The organism is Devosia sp., from assembly GCF_036406155.1.
Taxonomy (GTDB): Bacteria; Pseudomonadota; Alphaproteobacteria; order Rhizobiales; family Devosiaceae; genus Devosia_A.
In genome coordinates this window covers 1-20,655 of the sequence record NZ_DASWVV010000093.1, presented here as the reverse complement: position 1 = coordinate 20,655, position 20,655 = coordinate 1, and the positions used below count along the sequence as shown (strand labels likewise).

The window sequence follows — 20,655 nt, the reverse complement described above, 5'->3', positions numbered from 1 at the left end:
CATGCGCATCGCGGACAGGGCAGCACTGGTCACCGGCGGCGCCTCGGGGCTCGGTGCGGCCACGGCCCGGGCGCTGGCGGCGAAGGGGGCGCGTGTCGCCATCCTCGATCTCAACGAAGAGGCAGGCGCGGCGGTGGCGCGGGAGATCGGCGGCCTTTTCGTCCGCTGCGACATCGCCGACGCGGCGAGCGCGGAGGCGGCGCTGGTGCACAGCCGTGCGGCGCATGGCGCCGCCTCGATCCTCGTCAATTGCGCGGGGATCGGCACCGCTGCTCGCGTCGTCGGGCGCGAGGGACCGATGCCGCTCGCCGCCTTCGAGCGCGTCATCCGCGTGAACCTTGTGGGCACCTTCAACGTGCTGCGCCTGGCCGCAGCCGAAATGAGCACTGCCGAGCCGGTCGGCGGCAGCCGCGGCGTCATCATCTCCACCGCCTCCGTCGCCGCCTTCGAAGGGCAGGTCGGGCAGGCGGCCTACGCCGCCTCCAAGGGCGGCATCGCCGCCCTGACGCTGCCGGTGGCGCGCGAGCTTGCCCGCTTCGGCATCCGCGTGCTGGCGATCGCGCCCGGGCTGTTCATGACGCCGCTGCTGGCCGGGCTGCCGCAGGAGGCGACGGACGCACTGGCCGCGGCGATCCCCTATCCGGCCCGCCTGGGCGACCCGGCGGAATTTGCGCAACTGGTGCTGGCGATGATCGAAAACGACTATCTCAATGGCGAGACGGTGCGGCTCGACGGGGCCCTGCGCATGCAGCCGAAATAGGGGGACCAGATGTTGACGGCCACGCGCGAGGTGGAGATCGAGTTCGGCGATTGCGACCCGGCGGGCATCGTCTACTACCCCAATTATTTCCGCCTGTTCGACACGGCCACGGCGCATCTGTTCGAACTGGCGCTGGGCATGAAGCAGGCCGCCTGGGCAAGGCGTTACGGCATCGTCGGCATCCCGATGGTCGACACCGGCGCGACGTTTCTCCGCCCGTCGCGCTACGGGGATGTCGTCATCATCGAGAGCGCCGTCGCCGGCTTCGGGCGCTCGCGCCTCGATGTCGGCCACAGGCTGTTCAACGGCGGCGGTTTGGCGGTCGAGGCGCGCGAGATCCGGGTCTGGGCCGGCGTGGACCCGGACGATCCCGGCAAGCTCAAGTCGCAGGCGATCCCCGAGGAGGTGATCGCCGCTCTCTCGGTCACGGCCCGATGAGCCGCGCCAGCAGGTCCATGAGTTGGTCGCGTGCCGCGGCGCCGCCGAGCCGTGCCACGCACTCGGCCTCGAACGTGGCCTGCACGGCATTGGCGCGGGCCGCGACCTGCCGGCCCTCGGCGGTGAGGAACAGCGCGTTGGCGCGCCGGTCGCCGGCAGTCTGGTGCCGCTCGGTCAGGCCGCGTGCGTCGAGCCCCCTGATCAGGGCCACGAAATTGGCGCGCTTGATGCCGAGTGCGGCGGCGATCTCGCTCTGCTTGCTGCCCGGATTGGCCTCGATCAGCGCCAGCACCGAGAATTCGGCAGGGGTGAGGGCGAGTTCGGCGAAGTGAGTGGCAAAGCGCTGAAACACGGCCATCTGGGCGCGGCGCAGCCGATACCCGACGATGCCGCTGACCGGGCCGGCATCCGGGCGGTTGCGGTGCGGTCTCGTGTCTGGCGGTGAGGGGCGGTCGTCCATGGCGCTCGTTCTCGCGGCTGCGGCGGAAATGTTATATGGTAGAACATTCGGCGGGGTAAGGGCAGGCGGCACGAACGGTGACGGGCACGGTTCAGCAATATGCACGATATTGTCACTCGTTTCGGCAATGCAGTGCCCTGAGGGTCGAGGCCCTTTTCGGGGCGTCGTGGCCGCACCGGCCGGCAGTGGCCGCGTGCGATTGTAGGACGGGGAGGCAATGACGAAGGCCGAGACAGTCGTGGAGACGCGGATCGAGGGCCCGCTCGCCTTCGTGGCGTTCAACCGCCCCCACAAGCGCAACGCCGTGAACGACGCCACGGTCGAGGCGCTGCGGCGCTTCTTCGGCGATGTCCCGCAAGGGGTACGGGCGGTCGTGCTGTCGGGAAACGGCGGGCATTTCTCGGCCGGGCTGGACCTGAGCGAGCAGGTGCGGCGCCAGCCGCACCAGGTGATGCGGCATTCGCGCCATTGGCATGCGGTGATGGACCATATCCGGTTCGGCGGCATTCCGGTGGTCGCAGCCCTGAACGGCGCGGTCATGGGAGGCGGCCTGGAGATCGCTGCCTGCTGCCACGTCCGCGTCGCCGAGCATGGGGCGCAGTTCCGCATGCCGGAGGGGCAGCGCGGCATTTTCGTGGGTGGGGGCGCCACGGTGCACCTCAGCGCCATCATCGGCGCCGACCGGCTTACCGAGATGATGCTGACCGGGCGGACGCTGACCGCCGAGGAGGCTCACCGGATCGGTATCGCCCACTATCTCGAGCCGGCCGGGGGCGCCCTCGCCAAGGCGCGGGAGCTGGCGCTACGGGTCGCGGAGAACTCCGGCACCGTCAACGCCCTCGTCATCCAGTCGATCGCGCGGATCGCGAAGATGTCGGCGGATGGCGGGCTGTTCGCCGAAAGCCTGGCCGCGGCGCTGAGCCAGGCCGGCCCCGATGCCGAGGAAGGCCTCAACGCTTTCCTCGAGAAACGCAAGCCCAGGTTCAGCTGAGGTCGCCGCGACATTCCTGGCGGATATGTTAGGGGAGCAACATTTCATTTTACCGGGATTGCACAAGCAACGACCATCACAGGGTGCCGGGGAGGGCGCATGAGCATGGATAACTCCGCAGTGGGTCGCGCCATCCACGGACTGGCCAGATATGTCGCGCTCGCGGGGGGAATGGTTCTCGTCGCCATCGTGGTGCTGATCGTGGTCAGCGTCATCGGGCGGACCCTGATCTGGGCGGGACTCAAGCCGATCACCGGTGACTACGAGCTTGTCGAGGCCGGCACCGGCTTTGCCATCTTCGCCTTCCTGCCGTGGGTACACCTCACGCGCGGCCATGCCGTGGTAACGGTGTTCACCGATTTCCTCAGCGCCCGGATCGACGCCTGGATCGTGGTGGTGGCCGACGCGCTCATGCTGGTCATCGCCGCCGTCATCGCCTGGCGCCACTGGTACGGCATGATCGACAAGCTCAATTACGGCGAGACGACGCTGCTACTGCGCATGCCTTTGTGGTGGTCCTACGCCGCCGGCATGATCGGGGCGGCCACATGGGTAGTGGTCTCGGCCTATGTGCTCGTGCGCAGCCTGTCCGAGGCCACGACCGCCCGTCCGACGCCTCCCACCCAGGGAGCCGTGCATTGAGCAATATCGAACTCGGGATCTGGTCGTTTCCGGTCATCCTGCTGCTCATCTTCGTGCGCATCCCGATCGGGCTCGCCATGATTGCCGTCGGTATCGTCGGCTCGTATCTCATCACCGGCTCCTTCAACCCGGTGATGGCGCAATTCAAGAACCTCACGCACGGCACGTTCGCCAGCTATTCGCTGTCGGTGGTGCCGCTGTTCCTGCTGATGGGGCAGTTCGCCTCCCAGGGCGGCCTGTCCCAATCGCTGTTCCGTGCGGCGGCCACCTGGCTCGGCCACCGTCGCGGCGGGGTGGCCATGGCTGCTGTCGGCGCCTGCGCCGGGTTCGGCGCGATCTGCGGCTCGTCGATGGCCACGGCCGCCACCATGGGTCAGGTCGCGCTGCCCGAACTCAAGCGCTACGGCTATTCGGGCGCGCTCGCCACCGGCACGCTCGCCGCCGGCGGGACGCTCGGGATCCTCATCCCGCCCTCCATCATCCTCGTCATCTACGCCATTCTTACCGAGCAGAACATCGCCAAGCTGTTCATGGCCGCGCTCATCCCGGGCATCCTCGCCGCGCTCGGTTACGTCATCACCATTTCCATCTATGTCCGCCTGAACCCGGACGCCGCCGGCAGGCGCGAGCGCATGCCCTATCGCGAACGCTTCCGCGCCCTGCTGGAGGTTTGGCCGGTGATCCTGATCTTCGTCGTCGTCATCGGCGGCATCTATGGCGGCATCTTCACGCCCACCGAGGCAGCGGCCATCGGCGCTGCGGGCACGGGGATCGTTGCGCTGCTCAATGGCGGGCTGACGCGGCGGAACTTCGTCGAGGGGATTCTCGCCACCGCGTCGTCGACGGCGATGATGTTCCTCATCGTGCTCGGCGCCGGCGCGCTCAACGGCTTCCTTGCCATGTCGCAGCTGCCGCAATTCGCCGCCGATTTCGTCACCAGCCAGGGCTTCAACCCGTGGCTGGTGCTGGTGTGTGTGCTCGTCATGTACCTGATCCTGGGCTGCGTCATGGACTCGCTGTCGATGATCCTGCTCACCGTGCCGATCATCTATCCGATGATGAGCGCCCTCGATTTCGGGCTGCCGCCGGAAGAGTTCGCGATCTGGTTCGGCATCCTGATCCTGATCGTGGTGGAGGTCGGCCTGATCACGCCGCCGGTCGGCATGAACCTGTTCGTCATCAACGCCATGGCCAAGGGTACCCCGCTCGGCCAGACCTACCGGGGGGTCATGCCGTTCGTCGCCAGCGACCTGATCCGAACGGCGATCCTGACCCTGTTTCCGCCACTCAGCCTTTACCTCGTCCGGCTGTTCTACTGAGGAGGACGGCCGGACTCTGCGCAACTAACGCTCCCGAAGCGGAGCACCACCTCAGAAAAGTCGATCACGGGCGCGGATGCGCCATGAAGGGAGAGAGAGCATGAATAAACTCGGATTGATCCTGGGCGGCGCGCTTGCCGCCATGATGTTTGCCGGGGCCGCAGCGGCGCAGGACGTGACGCTGCGGCTGCACCAGTTCCTGCCGGCGCAGGCGGCCATCCCCAAGATGGCCATCGAGCCGTGGGCGAAGGCCATCGAGGAGCAGTCGGGAGGACGCATCAAGTTCGAGCTCTATCCGGCGATGCAGCTCGGGGGTACGCCCGCCAGCCTGTTCGACCAGGCCAAGGACGGCGTCGTCGACGTGGTCTGGGTGGTGCTGGGCTACACCCCGGGCCGCTTCCCCAAGTCGGAAGTGTTCGAGTTGCCGTTCCTCATCACCAACGGCGAGGACTCCTCGGTCGCCTTCCAAAAATACATCGACGAAAACGCGATGGACGAGTTCGCCGGGGTCAAGCTGATCGCGGCTCATACCCATGGCCCCGGCCTGTTCCACACGGCAGACCCGATCACCAGGCTGGAGGACCTCAAGGGCATGAAGATCCGCGGCGGTTCGCGCATCATCTCCGACATGCTCGGCCGTCTCGGCGCCGAGCCGATCGGCATGCCCGTCCCGCAGGTCACCGAGGCGCTGTCGAAGGGCGTGATCAACGGCACCACCATCCCCTGGGAGGTGACGCCGTCGGTCAAGGTCGCGGAACTGGTGAAGAACCATACCGGCTTTTCGGGTGCCCATGGCCTGTACAGCCAGACCTTCGCCCTGGTGATGAATCTCGACAAGTACAATTCGCTGCCCGATGACCTGAAGGCCATCATCGACGCCAATTCCGGCATCGAGGTTGCCCGCAAGTTCGGCCAGGCGATGGATCAGGGCGACGCTGTCGGTCTCAAGATCGCGCAGGACCTCGGCAACAACATCGTCACCCTCGACGAGGCCGAGACGGCCCGCTGGAAGGAAGCGGCGCAGCCGACCATCGACCAGTGGTTCGCCGACATGGAAAAGCTCGGCATCGACGGCAAAGCGCTCTATGCCCGGGCGACGGAACTGGTGAACACCGAGTCCGGCCTCTAGGCCGACGGATCAGGGGCCGGGGCGCTGCAGGGTGCCCCGGTCTTCCACCTCTTGGTGAGGCCCTTGTCGATGCTGCGGAGCGGGTTCGTGCGAAGCGGCGTCGCGCCGTCCCGCCGCCAGCAGGTCCGCCCGGAAGGCGCTGGGTGAAATCCCGGCTTCACGCCCGAAGAAACGGGTGAAATAGGCGGGGTCGTCGAAGCCGAGCATGGCGGCGACCCGCTTGACGCTCAGGTTGGTGAAGGCGAGCTGGCGCCGTGCCTCCAGCACCAGCCGGCGGTTGATGAGCTCGAGTGCCGAGGCACCGGCGACGGCGCGGCAGACCCGGTTCAGGTGGCTGGCGGTGATGCCCAGTTGCGCGGCGTAGCGGGCGACCGGCGCGTGGCTCGCGAAATGCTGGGCGACCAGGTGCTGGTACGCCAGTACCAGCGCTACTGCGCGGCTGTCGCCCATTTCGGGCCGGGCCCCGCGGCTGCGCTCCCTTGATGCTTCCACCCGGCGCAGCGTGGTCAGTTGCAGCGACAGGCAGGCCGAAAGGACCTGGTCGCGGCCGATCTCGTGCCGGGCCAGCTCGCGCGCAATCGTGGCCATGCCGTCGGCGAGCCCTGAAGCCTCCCGTCCGTAGCCGGCCAGGGAGATGACGCGCGGGCGTTCGAAATGGGCGAGCAGCGCGGGCGCGCTGGCGAACAGCGCGGCGAGGTCGCGCTGGAACACCGTCAACACCGTGCCCTGGACGTCGGCGGTGAACTCGAAGCCGTGGACCACGAGCGGCGGCAGCGTCACCGCCGTGGGCGGGGCCAGCGGGATGAGCCGGCCGTCGAGGCTCAGGGTGGCCTCGCCGGCAGTCAGGTACAACAACTGGAACAGCAGGGCGTGGCGGTGCGGCCTGATGGAGTAGTCGTGCAGGCGGCTGCGCTCCTGGATCGGTTCGGCGTGCATCCAGTCGAGCGGCATGGCATCGCCCGGTTCACCATACAGCGACCAGGTGGTGATGGTCCCTTCATCGGCGTGGCTATTCCGGGGTTGCATGTAGAAAAAGTACAAGCTTTTGCCCGCTCCGTCCATTGGCTTGCGGCTTCGGCCTGCCCTACTTGCTGGCTCGGGAGGGGAGGATCGTCATGCGTACACAAGTCGCCATCATCGGCGCCGGACCCGCCGGGCTGCTGCTCGGCAGGCTGCTCGACCTTGCCGGCATCGCCAACGTCATCGTCGAGCGGCAGACACCAGAGCACGTCGCCGGGCGCATCCGCGCCGGCGTGCTGGAGCCGGGTTCGGTGTCCGTGCTCGAGGCCGCCGGCGTCGGGGCGCGCCTCGCGCGCGAGGGGCTGGTGCACGACGGCGTCGAGATCGCCTTCGACGCCGACCGGCTGCGCATCGATTTCCAGGACCTCGCCGGCGGGGCGACCACCGTCTACGGCCAGACCGAGGTGACGCACGACCTGATGGACGCCCGCGCCGCCTCGGGCTCGCAGTCCTTCTACGGCGCGGCCAATGTTGTCCTCGACGGCTTCGACGACACCGGGCCGACCGTCCGCTTCTCGCAGGACGGCCAGGCGCATGGGCTGCAGTGCGATTTCATCGCCGGCTGCGACGGCTACCACGGCCCGAGCCGCGCCTCCGTGCCGGCCGGGGCCATTCGCCACTACGAGCGCGCCTATTCCCTCGGCTGGCTCGGCATCCTGGTCGACCAGCCGCCGGTCTCCGAGGAGCTCATCTATGCCAGCCACGAGCGCGGCTTTGCGCTGTGCTCGATGCGCTCACCCACGCGCAGCCGCTACTACATCCAGGTGCAGGCCGGCGAGCGGGTCGAGGACTGGAGCGACGAGGCGTTCTACGACGAGTTGCGGCACCGGCTGCCGGCCGACGCCGCGGCGGCCCTGCAGACGGGGCCATCCATCGAGAAATCCATCGCCCAGTTGCGCAGCTTCGTGTGCGAGCCGCTGCGCTTCGGGCGGCTGTTCCTCGTCGGCGACGCGGCGCATATCGTGCCGCCCACCGGGGCCAAGGGGCTCAACCTCGCCATCCGCGACGCGGCCGAACTGGCCGCCGGGCTCGCGGCCCACTACGAGTCGGGATCGGACGCGCGGCTCGACGGCTACTCGGACCGGGCGCTGCACCGGATCTGGGCGGCGGAGCGCTTCAGCTGGTGGATGACGATGCTGCTGCATCGCTTCCCGGACGCCGACAGTTTCGCGCGAAAAATCCAGCGCGCGGATTTCGAGCAGCTCCTCCGCTCCCCCGACGCGCAGCGCCTGCTCGCCTCCAACTATATCGGGGCGTTCGAATAGGGCAGGGCGCCGCCGCGCCTCTGGCACCCACCTACTGGCCGGCGCCCTTGCGTGCCGCGTAGGCGCGCACCGCGTCGCCGAAGGCCGCGAGAATCCTGGCCGATGTCGTGTCGGTGCGGAACCAGTATTCGGGGTGCCACTGTACGCCCAGGGCAAAGCTGCCGGCGCTTTCCGCCGAGACCGCCTCGATGGTGCCGTCGGCCGCCGTGGCCTCGACCTTGAGGCCGGGCGCCAGCACGTCGATGGCCTGCCGGTGCAGCGAATTGACCTCCACTGCCGGTGCCTCGACGATGTCGCGAAGCAGGCCGCGTTCGCGCACCTCGACCGGGTGGCGGATGGCGAAGCGCGCCTCCTGCAGGTCGCTTTGCGGGGCGCGGTGATCCATGCGCCCGGGCAGTTCCTGGATTTCCGTGGCGAGGGTGCCGCCGAGGGCGACGTTGAGCTCCTGCATGCCGCGGCAGATGGCGAGCACCGGGACGTGCTTCTCCAGGGCCTTGCGCACCAGTTCGAAGCTGACCCGGTCGCGGTCCTGATCGTAGGGCTCGTGCGCGACGGAAGCTTCGCCGCCATAGCGGGACGGATGCACATTGGAGCGCGACCCGGTCAGCACGACGCCGTCGACCCGATCAAGCAGGCCGTCGAGATCGAGCGTGCCGCCGAGGTTGGGCAGCGACAGCGGGATCACGCCGGCGCCGTCGCGCACGGCGTCGAGATAGGTCTGCGGCGTGGCGTGCCAGCGGTAGCCGTCGGCGACGCGAACGTCGGTGGAGATGAGGACGATGGGGGTGGTCATGGTTGCGGTCTTTTCAGTGGTCGGGGAGATGGCGCTTACACGCCGAGGCGGTCGCGCATGCGATACCACCACGAGCCGATGATGGTCAGCGGTACGCTGAAAGCGTGGCCGCCCGGGAAGGGATAATAAGGCAGGCTGGCCCAGACGTCGAAGCGTTCGGAATGGCCGGCGACGGCTTCGCCGAGGATGCGGCCGAGCAGGTGCGTGGTGGTGACGCCATGGCCGCTGTCGCCGTGCGAGAAGTAGACGGTCGGGGACAGCCGCCCCACATGCGGGATGCGGGTCAGGGTGAGGGCGAAGTTGCCGGTCCAGGCAAACTCGACCTCGATGTCCTGCAGCTGCGGGAAGGTCTTGAGCAGGTTCGGCCGGATCGCCGCCTCGATATCCCGCGGGTTGCTGCCGCCGTAGCCAACGCCGCCGCCATAAAGGAGGCGATTGTCGGCGGTGCGGCGGAAGTAGTCGAGCACGTAGTTCGCATCCTCGACGCAGTAGTTGGCGGGGAGCACTGCTTCCGCCAGCGCCGGCGCGAGGGGGGCGGTGGCGATGATCTGGCTCGAGACCGGCATGATCTTGCCGCTGATCTCGGGCAGCAGCCGCCCGAGATAGGCGTTGCCGCACACCAATACGTAGCGGGCGCGGACGGCGCCGGCCTGCGTGCGGACGGTGGGGGAGGGGCCGGTGTCGACGGCGATCGCCGGCGACTGCTCGTAGATGCGGCCGCCCAGCGCCTCCAGCGCCCTGGCCTCGCCCAGGACGAGGTTCAGCGGATGGATGTGGCCGCCGAGGCGGTCGAGCATGCCGCCGACATAGCGATCAGAGGCGACGATGGCGGCAAGGCCCGCCCTGTCGACCATTTCGAGCCCCGCGTGCCCGTGCGTTTCCCACACGCGCCTGGTCTCTTCCATCTCGCGCAGCTGCTTGCCGGTGAAGGCGGCGAGAAAGTTCCCTGGCCTCAGGTCGCAGGCAATGGCGTACTTGGCCACACGCTCCCGGATGATGTTGCCGCCCTCGAGCGACATGGCGCCGAGCTGCCAGGCCCGCGCGCTGCCGTAGCGCCTCTCGATCACCTGCAGGTCGCGACTGTAGCCGTTGACGATCTGGCCGCCATTGCGGCCGGAGGCGCCGAACCCGACGCGCACCGCTTCCAGCACCACCACGCTGAAACCGCGCTCCGCCAGCTCGAGCGCCGCGGAAATTCCGGTGAAGCCGGCGCCAATGACGCAGATGTCGGCCTCGACCTCGCCATGCAGCGGCGGGCGAAGGGTGTCGTCATTGGCGGTCGCCGCGTAATAGGACGGGGCGTGGCCGGCGGCGGAGGCGGCGACTTGGTCCATCTCAGACCGTCTTGATGAAGGCATCGTATTCGACATCGGTGACGCGGTCGCGGAACTCGGCCAACTCCTGGTTCTTGCAGGCCAGGTACAGGGCCTTGTAGTCGGCACCAAGGCAATCGGCGATGAACTGGGAATTGGCAAACAGCGCGAGCGCGTGGTCCCAGTTGTTGGGCAAAGGGGCGTGTTCGGGCAGGTGCGCATCCTGGACAAGTTGCGGGCCGGGCTCGATCCGCTCCTCGATCCCCAGCAGCGCGCCGCCAAGGATGGCGGCGAGCACGAGATAGGGGTTGCTGTCGGCCCCGGCCACACGATGCTCGATGCGCGTCGCCTGCCGTTGGGAAGAGACGATGCGGACGGCGGCCGAGCGCGTCTCGAGCCCCCACGAGGCGTACATCGGGGCGTGCTCGCTGACGGTCACGCGGCGGAACGAATTGGCGTTGGGGGCGAAGATCGCCATGCTCTCTGCCATGGTCGCCAGCAGCCCGCCGGTGGCGTGACGCAGCGGCTCGGCCAGTTCGCCGTCGGTGCCGGCGAAGACGTTGCGGCCCTTGGCGTCGAGCAGCGAAAAATGCACGTGCATGCCGCTGCCGGCGCTGCGCCCATAGGGCTTTGCCATGAAGGTGGCGTCGTAGTCGTGCTTGCGGGTGACACCCTTGACGATGCGCTTGAGCAGGACCGCATGGTCGGCGGCGAGCAGCGCGTCAGGCACGTGCTTGAGGTTGACCTCGTACTGGCCGGGGCCGTTTTCGCGCAGGACCGTGTCGGCGGGGACCTCCTGGGCGCTGCAGGCGCGCGCGATCTCGGCAAATACGACCTCGAACTCGTGCAGTTCCGAGATCGACAGCACCTGCGTCTGCCGGCTCTGCCAGCGGACGTCGCGCGAATTGGGCGGGCGTACCGGATCGAGGGCGGAATGCACCGGATCGATGAGATAGAACTCGAGTTCGGTGGCGACCACCGGGGTCAGCCCCAGCCGGCTGTAGCGCTCGAGCACCGAGCGCAGCACATTGCGGGGATCGGCAAAGAAGCCCGTGCCGTCTTCGTTGCGCATGCCGAGCAGGACCTGCGCCGTTGGGCGGGACAGCCAGGTGACGGGGGCCAGGGTTTCGCTGATGGGCAGGCAGAGCCCGTCGGGATCGCCGGTGCCTTCGGCGAGGCCGGCAGCGTTGACATCGCGTCCCCATACGTCGAGCGCGTAGATAGAGCGCGGCAGGGCCATGCCGTGGGCGAGAATGTCGGCGGCGCGATCACGCGGGATCCACTTCCCACGGGGCACGCCGTTGGCGTCGATCACGAATGCCTCGATGACCTCCACCTCCGGATGTTCGCTGAGGAACGTCCGGTCATATGATGATATCGACAAGAACCACCTTTTTTGCTGCCTCGGATGGCTGCCATAGTCCCCGTTGCCGGAAATAAACTCAACCCCCGCGCCGTTCAGGTGCCCCGCGGCTTGGCACGGCTCGTGGGAAGGGCGGCAAGCGGGTCGTCCGGCCAGGGGTGGCGCGGGTAGCGGCCGCGCAGGTCCTTGGCCACGTCCTTCCAGGAGCCGCGCCAGAAACCGGGAAGGTCGCGCGTGGTCTGGATCGGCCGGCGTGCCGGGGACAGCAGGACGACGAGCAGCGGCACGCGACCGCCGGCGACCGCCGGATGGCGGTCGAGCCCGAACAGTTCCTGCACGCGGATTTCGAGCGCCGGCCCGTTCTCCGCGGCATAGTCGATGGGCACGCGCGAGCCGGACGGGGCGTCGAAATGGCTCGGCAGCAGGCGCTCGATCTCGGCCCGCCTGGACCAGGGCAGCAGCGTTTCCAGCGCTGCGGCAAGATCGTCGGCGGTGACGTCGGCGAGGCTGGTGCGGCCCACGAGATGGGGCGCGAGCCAGCCGGCGTCGCGCCCCAGCGCGGCGTCGGAAAGGTCCGGCCAGTCGTCCCCCAGCGTGCGCGCGAGATAGGTGGCGCGCGCCCGCAGCGCGTTTTGTTCGCGGCTCCACGGCAACAGGTCGATGCCGATCGCGGCGATGCCTTCGGCCAGCACGCGCGCCGCCTCTGCCGGATCGGCGGCTTTCACCGGCCCCTCGCCGAGCCGCAGCGCGCCAAGGCGGCGCACGCGCCTTGCCCGTACGCTGCGCGAGGGGCGGTCGAAGCCGAGCGCCGTCTCCTCCTCGATATGGGCCATGAACAGTTCCTCGATCGGTTCCCGGTCGATGGTCGCTGCGGCACGGATGCGTCCCGCCGCGGCGGTGCCGGTCAGGTCGGCAACGACGAGATAGGGCGCGGCGGCGAGCGCCTCCGTCGCCTCCAGCGCCGCCGCCCGGCCGTTGGCGAGGCGGAAACGGCCGGGAGCGCCCGCCGCCTGGGCAACGCGATCGGGATAGGCACGCGCGAGATGGCGGCCGGCCGGCTGCGGCGCGCCGCCGCCACCACCGGCGAGGTTGGCCCAGCTTCGGGCCAGCGCCCGCGCATCCTCGGGCCGCTTGCCCCGCTCCGCGCGAAACCGGACGAGGCGATGGGCGAGGTCGACGTCGTCGCCGCCAAGGCCACGCTCACCGAGCAGTACCGCCAATTGCGCTGCCATGAGGGCATCGCCTTCCTCGGCGGCGCTGCTGACCATGTGCGCGAGCCGGGGATGCAGGGGGAGGCGCGCCAGCGCCCTTCCCGCAGCGGTGATGCGGCCATCGGCGTCGAGCGCATCGAGACGCCGGAGCAGGCCGACCGCCTCCGCCCAGGCCGGCTGCGGCGGCGCGTCGAGGAAGGCGAGCGTGGACGGGTCGGTCACGCCCCAATTGGCAAGGTCGAGGACGAGGCCGGCAAGGTCCGCCTCCAGCACCTGCGGCCGGTCGTAGGGCGCGAGCGCCGCCGTTTGCCCCTCGTTCCACAGCCGATAGCACACGCCCGGCCCGGTGCGGCCGGCGCGGCCGCGGCGCTGGTCGGCGGCGGCGCGCGAGACACGGCGCGTCGTGAGGGTGGTGAGGCCGGTGGCCGGTTCGTAGGCAGGGGCGCGGCGGTAACCGGAGTCGATGACGATGCGGATGCCCTCGATGGTCAGCGAGGTCTCGGCGATGGAGGTGGCGAGCACCACCTTGCGCCGGCCCGTGGGCGACGGCCGAATGGCCCGGTCCTGCTCGGCGGCGGAGAGCTGGCCGTAGAGCGGCGCAATCTCGACATCAGGGGGCACGCGCCCCGCGAGGCGCTCGGCGGTCCGGCGGATCTCGGCCTCGCCCGGCAGGAACACCAGCGCCGAGCCGGGCTCGGCCTTGAGCGCCGCGAGCGTCGTGCGGGCGACTTCGTCCTCGAGCCTTGCCAGCGGGTCGGGCTCGACATACCTGGTCTCGACCGCGAAGGCGCGACCGCGGCTTTCGATCACCGGCGCATCGCCGAGCAGCTTCGCAATGCGGGCGCCGTCGATGGTTGCCGACATCACCAGCACCCTGAGATCTTCGCGCAGCGCCGTGGCGTCGACCGCCAGAGCGAGGCCGAGATCGCCCTCGAGACTGCGCTCGTGAAACTCGTCGAACAGCACGGCGGCAATGCCCTTGAGTTCGGGATCGGCGAGGATCATGCGCGTGAACACGCCCTCGGTGACCACCACGATGCGCGTATGGGCGCTGACTTTCGACTCGAGCCGGACGCGGTAACCGATCGTCTGGCCGACCGCCTCGCCCAGCGTCTGCGCCATGCGCCGTGCCGCCGCCCGTGCCGCCAGCCGCCGAGGCTCCAGCATGACGATGGTGCCGTCGCCGCGCCACTGCGCATCGAGCAGGGCAAGCGGCACGCGCGTCGTCTTGCCGGCGCCCGGTGGCGCCACCAGGACCGCGAAGGGGCCGGCCGCCAGCGCGGCCAGCAGCGCCGGCAAGGCTTCGTCGATGGGCAATGGCTCGGCGGGGAATTGCATCGGCGCTACATCGCCAAATCGGTGCCGGGCCGCAAGGGCCTCGACCGCTGGCGCGGTGCGCCACTCACGCAACGCAAGGCGGCGATGGCAGCGCCCGGTTTCGCAGCCCATCCATATCCCAGGCCGGGCCCGGATCGGATTTGCGGCCGGGCGCGATGTCATCGTGGCCGACGATCTCGGCGATGCCGTAGGCGGCGCACAGCGCCGCCGCCGCCTCGCGTGCCGCCCGCACCTGCAGGACGGTGTAGCGCTCCCAGCCACAGGACGGGGCCCCGGACTTGTGCCGCGCCTCGGTGACGCGGGCGGCGTCCACCGGCGCCCCCGACCACGAGGCCCAGCCGGTGGCCGACTTCTGCAACGTCCCCCAGTTCTCGAGCTCGATGCCGATGGCGTACCGGTTGAGGCTGGCATAGGCGCGCCCGTCCCGCCCCACCCAACGGCTCCTGCCCGCGTGCCAGGCGACCCGGTCGAACCGAACGCACTGGGTGATGCTGCCGTCGCGGCGGATGACGAGGTGGGCCGAAGCCTTCGCTGCGCGGCGCGCGAAATAGGCCGCCGTATCGAAGCCGTCGCCGCTCGCGGTGTAGTGGATGACGAGGAATCGGGGCGTGAGCGCCCCGCCGATATTGGGCGACGGCAGGTAGGGCACGCCCACGAGCCGGTGGTAGTGGATCAAGAACGCCATGTGCGCTGGTCCCGCGGTTGCTGTCGGCTCAGCATAGGGGCGCGGGCCGGAGTGAGGATAAGTGGGCCGGACTCGCTGCCCACCAGCCGAGGTCGGCCGACTGTCAGCGTCCGATTCCCGGCCACAGCAGCGGATGGGGATGAAACGACTGTGACATTTACGGCACCTTGGACGATGGATTTGCGAATAGCACGGCTGCTCCTGGATATGCCGTACAGAATACGGATTTGTGCGTGGATTTCCGTTCTTGATGCCCGTTGAAGCGGGACGTGGAAAAGCCTATGTATGGGCGGTCCCAATTCGACCTTGCTCTACCGCAACAATCGCCCGGACGGCCGTGCGATTCGGGCGGTCGAGCGGACTGCGCGCACGTAGCCAAAGGCCAGATCGATGACGAAACATGCCCTCGCCTCCTTGCTGCCGGAGACCGATCGGCTTGCCTCCTTGCGGGCCGCGATCCGCGAGGCCAACCTTGCGGACGAAGCGGAGGCTGTAGCGCGGCTGGCCGGCGAGGCTGACCTCGACGCCGGCGCCCGGCAAGCGATCAGTGCGCGGGCACGAGGCTTCGTCGAGAAGGTGCGCGCCGCCTCGTCCAGCGGCATGCTCGAAAGCTTCCTCGCCGAGTACACGCTGTCGACCACCGAGGGCATCGCGCTCATGTGCCTCGCCGAGGCGCTGCTGCGCGTGCCCGATACCAGGACCATCGACGACCTCATCGAGGACAAGATCGCGCCCAGCCGCTGGGCCGAGCACCTCGACCGGGCCAACTCGCCGCTCGTCAACGTCTCCACCCTGGCACTGACGCTGACCGGCGAGGTCCTGCGCGATTCGGGCGCCGGCATCGCCGGGACGCTCAAGTCGCTGGTGCAGCGCATCGGCGAGCCGGTGATCCGTGCCGCGGTGCTGCAGGCGATGAAGATCCTCGGTGGCCAGTTCGTCCTCGGCCGCACCATCGAGGAGGCAACGAAGCTGGCACGCAAGCAGGAGAAGGAGGGCTTCTCCTATTCCTACGACATGCTGGGGGAAGCGGCCCGCACCGAAGCCGATGCCAAGCGCTACCGTACCGCCTATGCCGAGGCCATTGCCGTGCTGGCCACCCGCTGCAAGTCCGCGGAGGTGCGCGACAACCCGGGCGTCTCGGTCAAGCTCTCGGCGCTGCATCCGCGCTACGAAGTCATGAAGCGCGACCGGGTGATGGAGGAACTGGTCGAGCGCACGCTGGCGCTGGCGCTGATGGCGCGCGGTGCCAACATGGGCTTCAACATCGACGCCGAGGAGGCGGACCGGCTCGACCTGTCGCTCGACGTCATCGCCGCCGTGCTGGCGGACCCGCGGCTGGCGGGGTGGGACGGCTTCGGCGTCGTGGTGCAGGCCTATGGGCAGCGCGCCAGCTACGTGATCGACTGGGTCGAGGAACTGGCTGCCTCGCTCGACCGCCGCGTGATGGTACGGCTGGTCAAGGGTGCCTACTGGGACGCCGAGATCAAGCGCGCCCAGGTGATGGGGCTCGCCGGGTTCCCGGTGTTCACGCGCAAGGCCGCGACCGACATCTCCTTCATCGCCAACGCCCGCCGCCTGCTGAGCAAGCGCGAGCGCATCTATCCGCAGTTCGCCACCCACAATGCGCACACGGTCGCCGCGGTGCTGCACCTCGCGCAGGACCTGGGGGCGACGACGGCGGAATACGAATTCCAGCGCCTGCACGGTATGGGTGAACGGCTGCACGCCATCCTCATGGACGAGGCCGGCACCAGGACGCGCATCTACGCGCCGGTCGGCCGGCACGCCGACCTGCTCGCCTACCTCGTGCGCCGCCTGCTGGAGAACGGCGCCAACGGCAGCTTCGTCAACATGATCGCCGACCGCGACGTGCCGGCCGAGGTGGTGGTGCGCGACCCGTTCGCGGCGGTGGCCGGCGAGGCGGTGCGGGTCACCGCGCCGGCGGACATCTTCCAGCCGCAGCGCGGCAATTCGCGCGGCTGGGACCTCACCGACCCCACGACGCTCGAGGCCCTCGAGGCGCAGCGCGGCGGCTTCGCGACCCACCGGTGGGCATCGGGCCCGATGCTTGCCGGCGAGGTCGACGGCGACGCCACCCACGAGGTGGTAAGCCCGGCGACCGGGGAGATCGTCGGCGCCGTGGTGACCGCGAGCCGCAAGGACATCGACACCGCGCTCGACGCCGCCCGTGCCGCAGCGCCGGGCTGGGCCGCACGCCCCGTGCGCGAGCGGGCCGACCTGCTGCGCCGCACCGCCGACCTGTACGAGGCGCATGCCCCGGAACTGTTCGCGCTCGCTGCCCGTGAGGCGGGCAAGACGCTGCCGGACTGCGTCAGCGAGGTGCGCGAAGCCGCCGATTTCCTGCGCTACTACGCTGCCGAGGCGGAGCGGGCCGAACCGCGCGCGGCGCGCGGCGTGTTCACCTGCATTTCGCCGTGGAACTTCCCGCTCGCCATCTTCACCGGGCAGATCGCGGCGGCGCTGGTGGCGGGCAACGCCGTCGTCGCCAAGCCGGCCGAGGCGACGCCGCTGATCGCGGCCCGCGCCGTGGCGCTGATGCACGAGGCCGGCATCCCGCCCGAAGTCGTGCAGCTCCTGCCCGGAGCGGGCAGTGTCGTCGGCACCGCGCTCACCTCCGATCCGCGCATCGACGGGGTGTGCTTCACCGGCTCGCTCGCCACCGCCAAGGTCATCGACCGGGCCATGGCCGACCACCTCACCCCGACCGCCCCGCTGGTCGCCGAGACCGGCGGGCTCAACGCCATGATCGTCGACTCGACGGCGCTGCCCGAGCAGGCGGTGCGCGACATCCTCGCCTCGGCTTTCCAGAGTGCCGGCCAGCGCTGCTCGGCGCTCCGGATGCTGTACCTGCAGGAGGAGACGGCCGAGCGCACGCTCGAGATGCTGTTTGGCGCCATGGACGAACTGGAGGCCGGCGACCCGTGGCGCCTGGCAACCGACATCGGCCCCGTCATCGACGCCCGTGCCCGCGACAAGATCGAGGCCCACGTCGCCGAGTTCGCGGCGCGCGATGCGGTACTCAAGCGCATCGACGTCCCGGAAACCGGAACGTTCGTCGCCCCCACCGTGCTCAAGGTGTCGGGCATCGCGGATCTCAAGGAGGAGATCTTCGGGCCGGTCCTGCACGTCGCGACGTTCAAGGCCGACGAGCTCGACCAGGTCGTTGCCGCCATCAACGCCTCCGGCTACGGGCTGACCTTCGGGCTCCACACCCGGATCGACGCGCGCATGGAGCAGCTTGCGGCGGCGGTCAGGGCCGGGAACATCTACATCAACCGCAACCAGATCGGCGCCGTCGTCGGCTCGCAGCCGTTCGGCGGCGAGGGCCTGTCCGGCACCGGGCCCAAGGCCGGCGGACCGCATTACCTGCCGCGCTTCTCGCGGCCGCTGGCGGAACATAGCCCCTCGAGCGCCGTCAACGGGCTTTCCGGCCTGTCCATCGGCTTCGCCATCGCCGCGGCCGACCAGGTGCGCGCCGCGCTCGACAAGGCGGCGCCGGCGCCGCAGGCCATCGCCATGCCGGGCCCGACCGGGGAAAGCAACACCCTCAATGTGTACCCGCGCGGCGTCGTGCTCTGCCTCGGACCCGACGAAGCATCGGCGCGGGCACAGGCGGAACTGGCGCTCGCCCGCCGCAACGCCGCCCTCGTGGTCGCCCCCGGGGCGCAGCGGATCGCCGCCGAACTGGGCGGCGACGGCGCCGTCATCGGCGGCGTCGACAAGCGGCTGGCGCCCGCCGCTATCGAGGCCGGGCTCGCCGTCGATGCGGTGCTGCACTGGGGCGAGGACGCCGCGCTGAAGCCGTGGCGGCAGGCGCTCGCCAATCGCGAGGGCGCCATCGTGCCGCTGGTCGCCAACCCCGGTGACGCCGATCGGCTGATCCTCGAGCGGCACGTGTGCATCGACACCACGGCCTCGGGCGGCAATGCCGAACTGCTCGCCGGCGGTGCCCCCGCCGGCACCTGACTCAGAGCGAGGCGGCCAGCAGCACCAGCAGGCCGCCGGCGATGATCAGGTTGGCGTTGAAGGAGTTGCGCTTGTTGAACCGGTCCGGCCCGCTGAACGCCCAGAAATTGTGGTAGAGCAGGGTGGCGAGGACGACGAAGACGAGGAGCCCGGCGGCGCCGAGCGCGGTCCACGTCCCGAACAGCACCATGAGGCTCGACACCGCGTGCACGACGAGGCCGACGCCCATCACCAGCCGCGGCTGCGGCACGCCGCGCGCCGCCATGAAGCCCGCCGCCTTGTCGAAATGGCGCAGATTGCCGTAGGCGGCATAGAGAAAGGCGCCGCCGATCAGCAGGCGCCCGAGCAGCAGCAGGAACGATGGCAGGTCCGTCGGCATAGGAATCTCCACGATGGTCGGCCCGGCCGTCGACTCGTCGCCGCACGACGCGCACGTCGGTCCAGCCCGAGTGATGCCGGAAAACCGACGGCGCGACAACACCCGTCCGGCGGCCGCGAAGCGGGCTTGCGGCGTGGGCGGGACGCGCTAAGCTCGGGGTGGCGAGGCGAGGAAACAGCATGCATATCCTCATCATCGGCGCGGCCGGCATGGTCGGCCGCAAGCTCAGTGCCGCCCTGGCAGCGGCCGGGCAAGTGGGCGGAAGGCAGATCACGCGGCTGACGCTGGCGGACGTGGTTGCACCGGCGCCGGTGGAATTTGCCGGCGGGATGGAGACGGCGACCGCCGACCTTTCGGCGCCGGGCGCGGCGGCCTCCCTGGTGGCCGCGCGGCCCGACCTGGTCTTCCATCTCGCCGCCATCGTCTCGGGCGAGGCGGAGGCCGATTTCGACAAGGGCTATCGCGTCAATCTCGACGGGTTCCGGCTGCTGCTCGAGGCCATCCGGCACGAGGGAGGCAAGGCCCCCTACGTGCCGCGGCTGGTGTTCACCTCCTCGATCGCCGTGTTCGGCGCGCCGTTCCCCGAGGCGATCGGCGACGAATTCCATTCCACCCCGCTCACCAGCTACGGCACGCAGAAAGCCATCGACGAACTGCTGCTCAACGACTATTCGCGCCGCGGTTTCGTCGACGGCATCGGCATCAGGCTGCCGACCATCGTCATCCGGCCGGGCAAGCCCAACCTTGCCGCCTCCGGCTTCTTCTCCAACATCCTGCGCGAGCCGCTCGTCGGCCAGGAGGCGGTGCTGCCGGTCGGCCGCGACGTGCGGCACTGGTTCGCGAGCCCCAGGGCGGCGGTGGGCTTTCTCCTCCACGCAGCGCAACTCGACACGGCAAGGCTCGGCTGGCGGCGCAGCCTGTCGGCACCCGGCCTCTCGGCGACCGTCGGCGAGGAGATCGAGGCGCTGCGCCGCGTCGCCGGCGAGCGCGCGGTGCGGCTGATCCGCGAGGTGCCGGACGAGAAGATCGCCGCCATGGTAGCCGGCTGGCCGCGCAATTTCGAGGCGCGGCGGGCGCGCGAACTCGGATTTATGGCCGAGGCCAGCATGGACGAGATCATCCGCGCCCATATCGAGGACGAACTGGGCGGCCGCATCGGCCTGTAGCAACTCCCATGTTTCCGGGCCTCCTGAGCGCGCACGGCAAGACGCCGCCCCGGCATCCCGCCTTACGGTTTCGCCTCTGTCTGTGCGCCGCCTCCCCTTGCGAGGGAAGCGGCCCCGGCGAGGCGGTCGCCTCGGAGCGGGTAGTCCGCAAAAGGGTGAGGCTGGCGCCTCGCCGGAGCGGCCGGGTGTTTTGGAGCCGGCCCGTTACGGTTGTGCGGTCACGCAAAAAGGTTTCGCCGCATCGCTTCCGGCCAGGGCCCTGCCGCTGCCGGCGGGGGCCCTGCCTTCGGCAGCCGGGCAGCGGCTGCCAGTGTCGCGAGGCGACCGAGCGTATCGGTCGCCCGACCCGTCACGGACCGGCCTGGCCGGGACGACTCCCGGCCTGCCCGGCCGGCG

At 69.7% G+C, this 20,655-nt stretch carries 17 protein-coding genes; 9 read left to right on the top strand and 8 right to left on the bottom strand.

Features of this window, described 5'->3' with window-relative positions:
• The first annotated feature begins 1 nt into the window (after position 1).
• Together VGD93_RS05960 and VGD93_RS05955 are read left to right on the top strand one after the other, a co-directional pair.
• A complete protein-coding gene (locus VGD93_RS05960; protein ID WP_395010175.1) occupies positions 2-760 on the top strand; it encodes an SDR family NAD(P)-dependent oxidoreductase in 759 nt (252 codons plus the stop codon).
• A gap of 9 nt (positions 761-769) precedes the next feature.
• Complete coding sequence (locus VGD93_RS05955; RefSeq protein WP_395010173.1) at positions 770-1,198, top strand: acyl-CoA thioesterase; 429 nt, start codon at positions 770-772, stop codon at positions 1,196-1,198.
• On the opposite strand, the gene VGD93_RS05950 is transcribed toward VGD93_RS05955, so the two are convergent.
• Complete coding sequence (locus VGD93_RS05950; protein ID WP_395010171.1) at positions 1,185-1,658, bottom strand: MarR family winged helix-turn-helix transcriptional regulator; 474 nt, start codon at positions 1,656-1,658, stop codon at positions 1,185-1,187. The genes VGD93_RS05955 and VGD93_RS05950 overlap by 14 nt on opposite strands.
• Before the next feature lie 217 nt (positions 1,659-1,875).
• Between VGD93_RS05950 and VGD93_RS05945 the strand changes: the two genes are divergently transcribed.
• The 4 genes from VGD93_RS05945 (at position 1,876) to VGD93_RS05930 (ending at position 5,739) form a co-directional block, all read left to right on the top strand.
• A complete protein-coding gene (locus VGD93_RS05945; RefSeq protein WP_395010168.1) occupies positions 1,876-2,649 on the top strand; it encodes a crotonase/enoyl-CoA hydratase family protein in 774 nt (257 codons plus the stop codon).
• 99 nt (positions 2,650-2,748) lie between these two features.
• The gene (locus tag VGD93_RS05940; RefSeq protein ID WP_395010166.1) at positions 2,749-3,291 is read left to right on the top strand and encodes a TRAP transporter small permease; all 543 of its coding nucleotides are present in this window, start codon (positions 2,749-2,751) and stop codon (positions 3,289-3,291) included.
• Positions 3,288-4,610 (top strand): TRAP transporter large permease, encoded by a 1,323-nt coding sequence (locus VGD93_RS05935; RefSeq protein ID WP_395010163.1) that lies wholly within the window; start codon positions 3,288-3,290, stop codon positions 4,608-4,610. The genes VGD93_RS05940 and VGD93_RS05935 overlap by 4 nt, the downstream gene beginning before the upstream one ends.
• Positions 4,611-4,710: 100 nt before the next feature.
• Positions 4,711-5,739 carry a TRAP transporter substrate-binding protein gene (locus tag VGD93_RS05930; protein ID WP_395010161.1) on the top strand — a complete coding sequence of 343 codons (1,029 nt, stop codon included), beginning with the start codon at positions 4,711-4,713 and terminating at the stop codon, positions 5,737-5,739.
• Positions 5,740-5,748: 9 nt separating this feature from the next.
• On the opposite strand, the gene VGD93_RS05925 is transcribed toward VGD93_RS05930, so the two are convergent.
• Entirely contained in the window at positions 5,749-6,765 is a 1,017-nt protein-coding gene (locus VGD93_RS05925) for a helix-turn-helix domain-containing protein (RefSeq protein WP_395010159.1), read from the bottom strand.
• A gap of 89 nt (positions 6,766-6,854) precedes the next feature.
• Here VGD93_RS05925 and pobA point away from each other — a divergent pair, with 89 nt between their 5' ends.
• Positions 6,855-8,024, top strand: coding sequence for a 4-hydroxybenzoate 3-monooxygenase (gene pobA, locus VGD93_RS05920; protein WP_395010157.1), 1,170 nt, complete (start codon positions 6,855-6,857; stop codon positions 8,022-8,024).
• 31 nt (positions 8,025-8,055) lie between these two features.
• Here pobA and VGD93_RS05915 read toward each other — a convergent pair whose 3' ends face one another.
• The 5 genes from VGD93_RS05915 to VGD93_RS05895 all read right to left on the bottom strand — a co-directional run bounded on the left by VGD93_RS05915 (position 8,056) and on the right by VGD93_RS05895 (position 14,727).
• Complete coding sequence (locus VGD93_RS05915; RefSeq protein WP_395010155.1) at positions 8,056-8,817, bottom strand: gamma-glutamyl-gamma-aminobutyrate hydrolase family protein; 762 nt, start codon at positions 8,815-8,817, stop codon at positions 8,056-8,058.
• A 35-nt stretch (positions 8,818-8,852) separates the two neighbouring features.
• Entirely contained in the window at positions 8,853-10,151 is a 1,299-nt protein-coding gene (locus VGD93_RS05910; protein ID WP_395010153.1) for an NAD(P)/FAD-dependent oxidoreductase, read from the bottom strand.
• Position 10,152: 1 nt separating this feature from the next.
• The gene (locus tag VGD93_RS05905; RefSeq protein ID WP_395010151.1) at positions 10,153-11,514 is read right to left on the bottom strand and encodes a glutamine synthetase family protein; all 1,362 of its coding nucleotides are present in this window, start codon (positions 11,512-11,514) and stop codon (positions 10,153-10,155) included.
• Between the two features lie 74 nt (positions 11,515-11,588).
• On the bottom strand, positions 11,589-14,042 hold the full coding sequence (gene hrpB / locus VGD93_RS05900) for an ATP-dependent helicase HrpB (protein WP_395010149.1): 2,454 nt from the start codon (positions 14,040-14,042) through the stop codon (positions 11,589-11,591).
• A 64-nt stretch (positions 14,043-14,106) separates the two neighbouring features.
• Positions 14,107-14,727 (bottom strand): N-acetylmuramoyl-L-alanine amidase, encoded by a 621-nt coding sequence (locus VGD93_RS05895; protein ID WP_395010147.1) that lies wholly within the window; start codon positions 14,725-14,727, stop codon positions 14,107-14,109.
• Between the two features lie 390 nt (positions 14,728-15,117).
• Here VGD93_RS05895 and putA point away from each other — a divergent pair, with 390 nt between their 5' ends.
• On the top strand, positions 15,118-18,714 hold the full coding sequence (gene putA / locus VGD93_RS05890) for a bifunctional proline dehydrogenase/L-glutamate gamma-semialdehyde dehydrogenase PutA (RefSeq protein ID WP_395010145.1): 3,597 nt from the start codon (positions 15,118-15,120) through the stop codon (positions 18,712-18,714).
• A gap of 1 nt (position 18,715) precedes the next feature.
• Here putA and VGD93_RS05885 read toward each other — a convergent pair whose 3' ends face one another.
• A complete protein-coding gene (locus tag VGD93_RS05885; RefSeq protein WP_395010143.1) occupies positions 18,716-19,093 on the bottom strand; it encodes a DoxX family protein in 378 nt (125 codons plus the stop codon).
• Between the two features lie 179 nt (positions 19,094-19,272).
• On the opposite strand from VGD93_RS05885, the gene denD reads away from it, so the two are divergent.
• Positions 19,273-20,259 carry a D-erythronate dehydrogenase gene (denD, locus tag VGD93_RS05880; RefSeq protein WP_395010141.1) on the top strand — a complete coding sequence of 329 codons (987 nt, stop codon included), beginning with the start codon at positions 19,273-19,275 and terminating at the stop codon, positions 20,257-20,259.
• Positions 20,260-20,655: the final 396 nt, after the last annotated feature.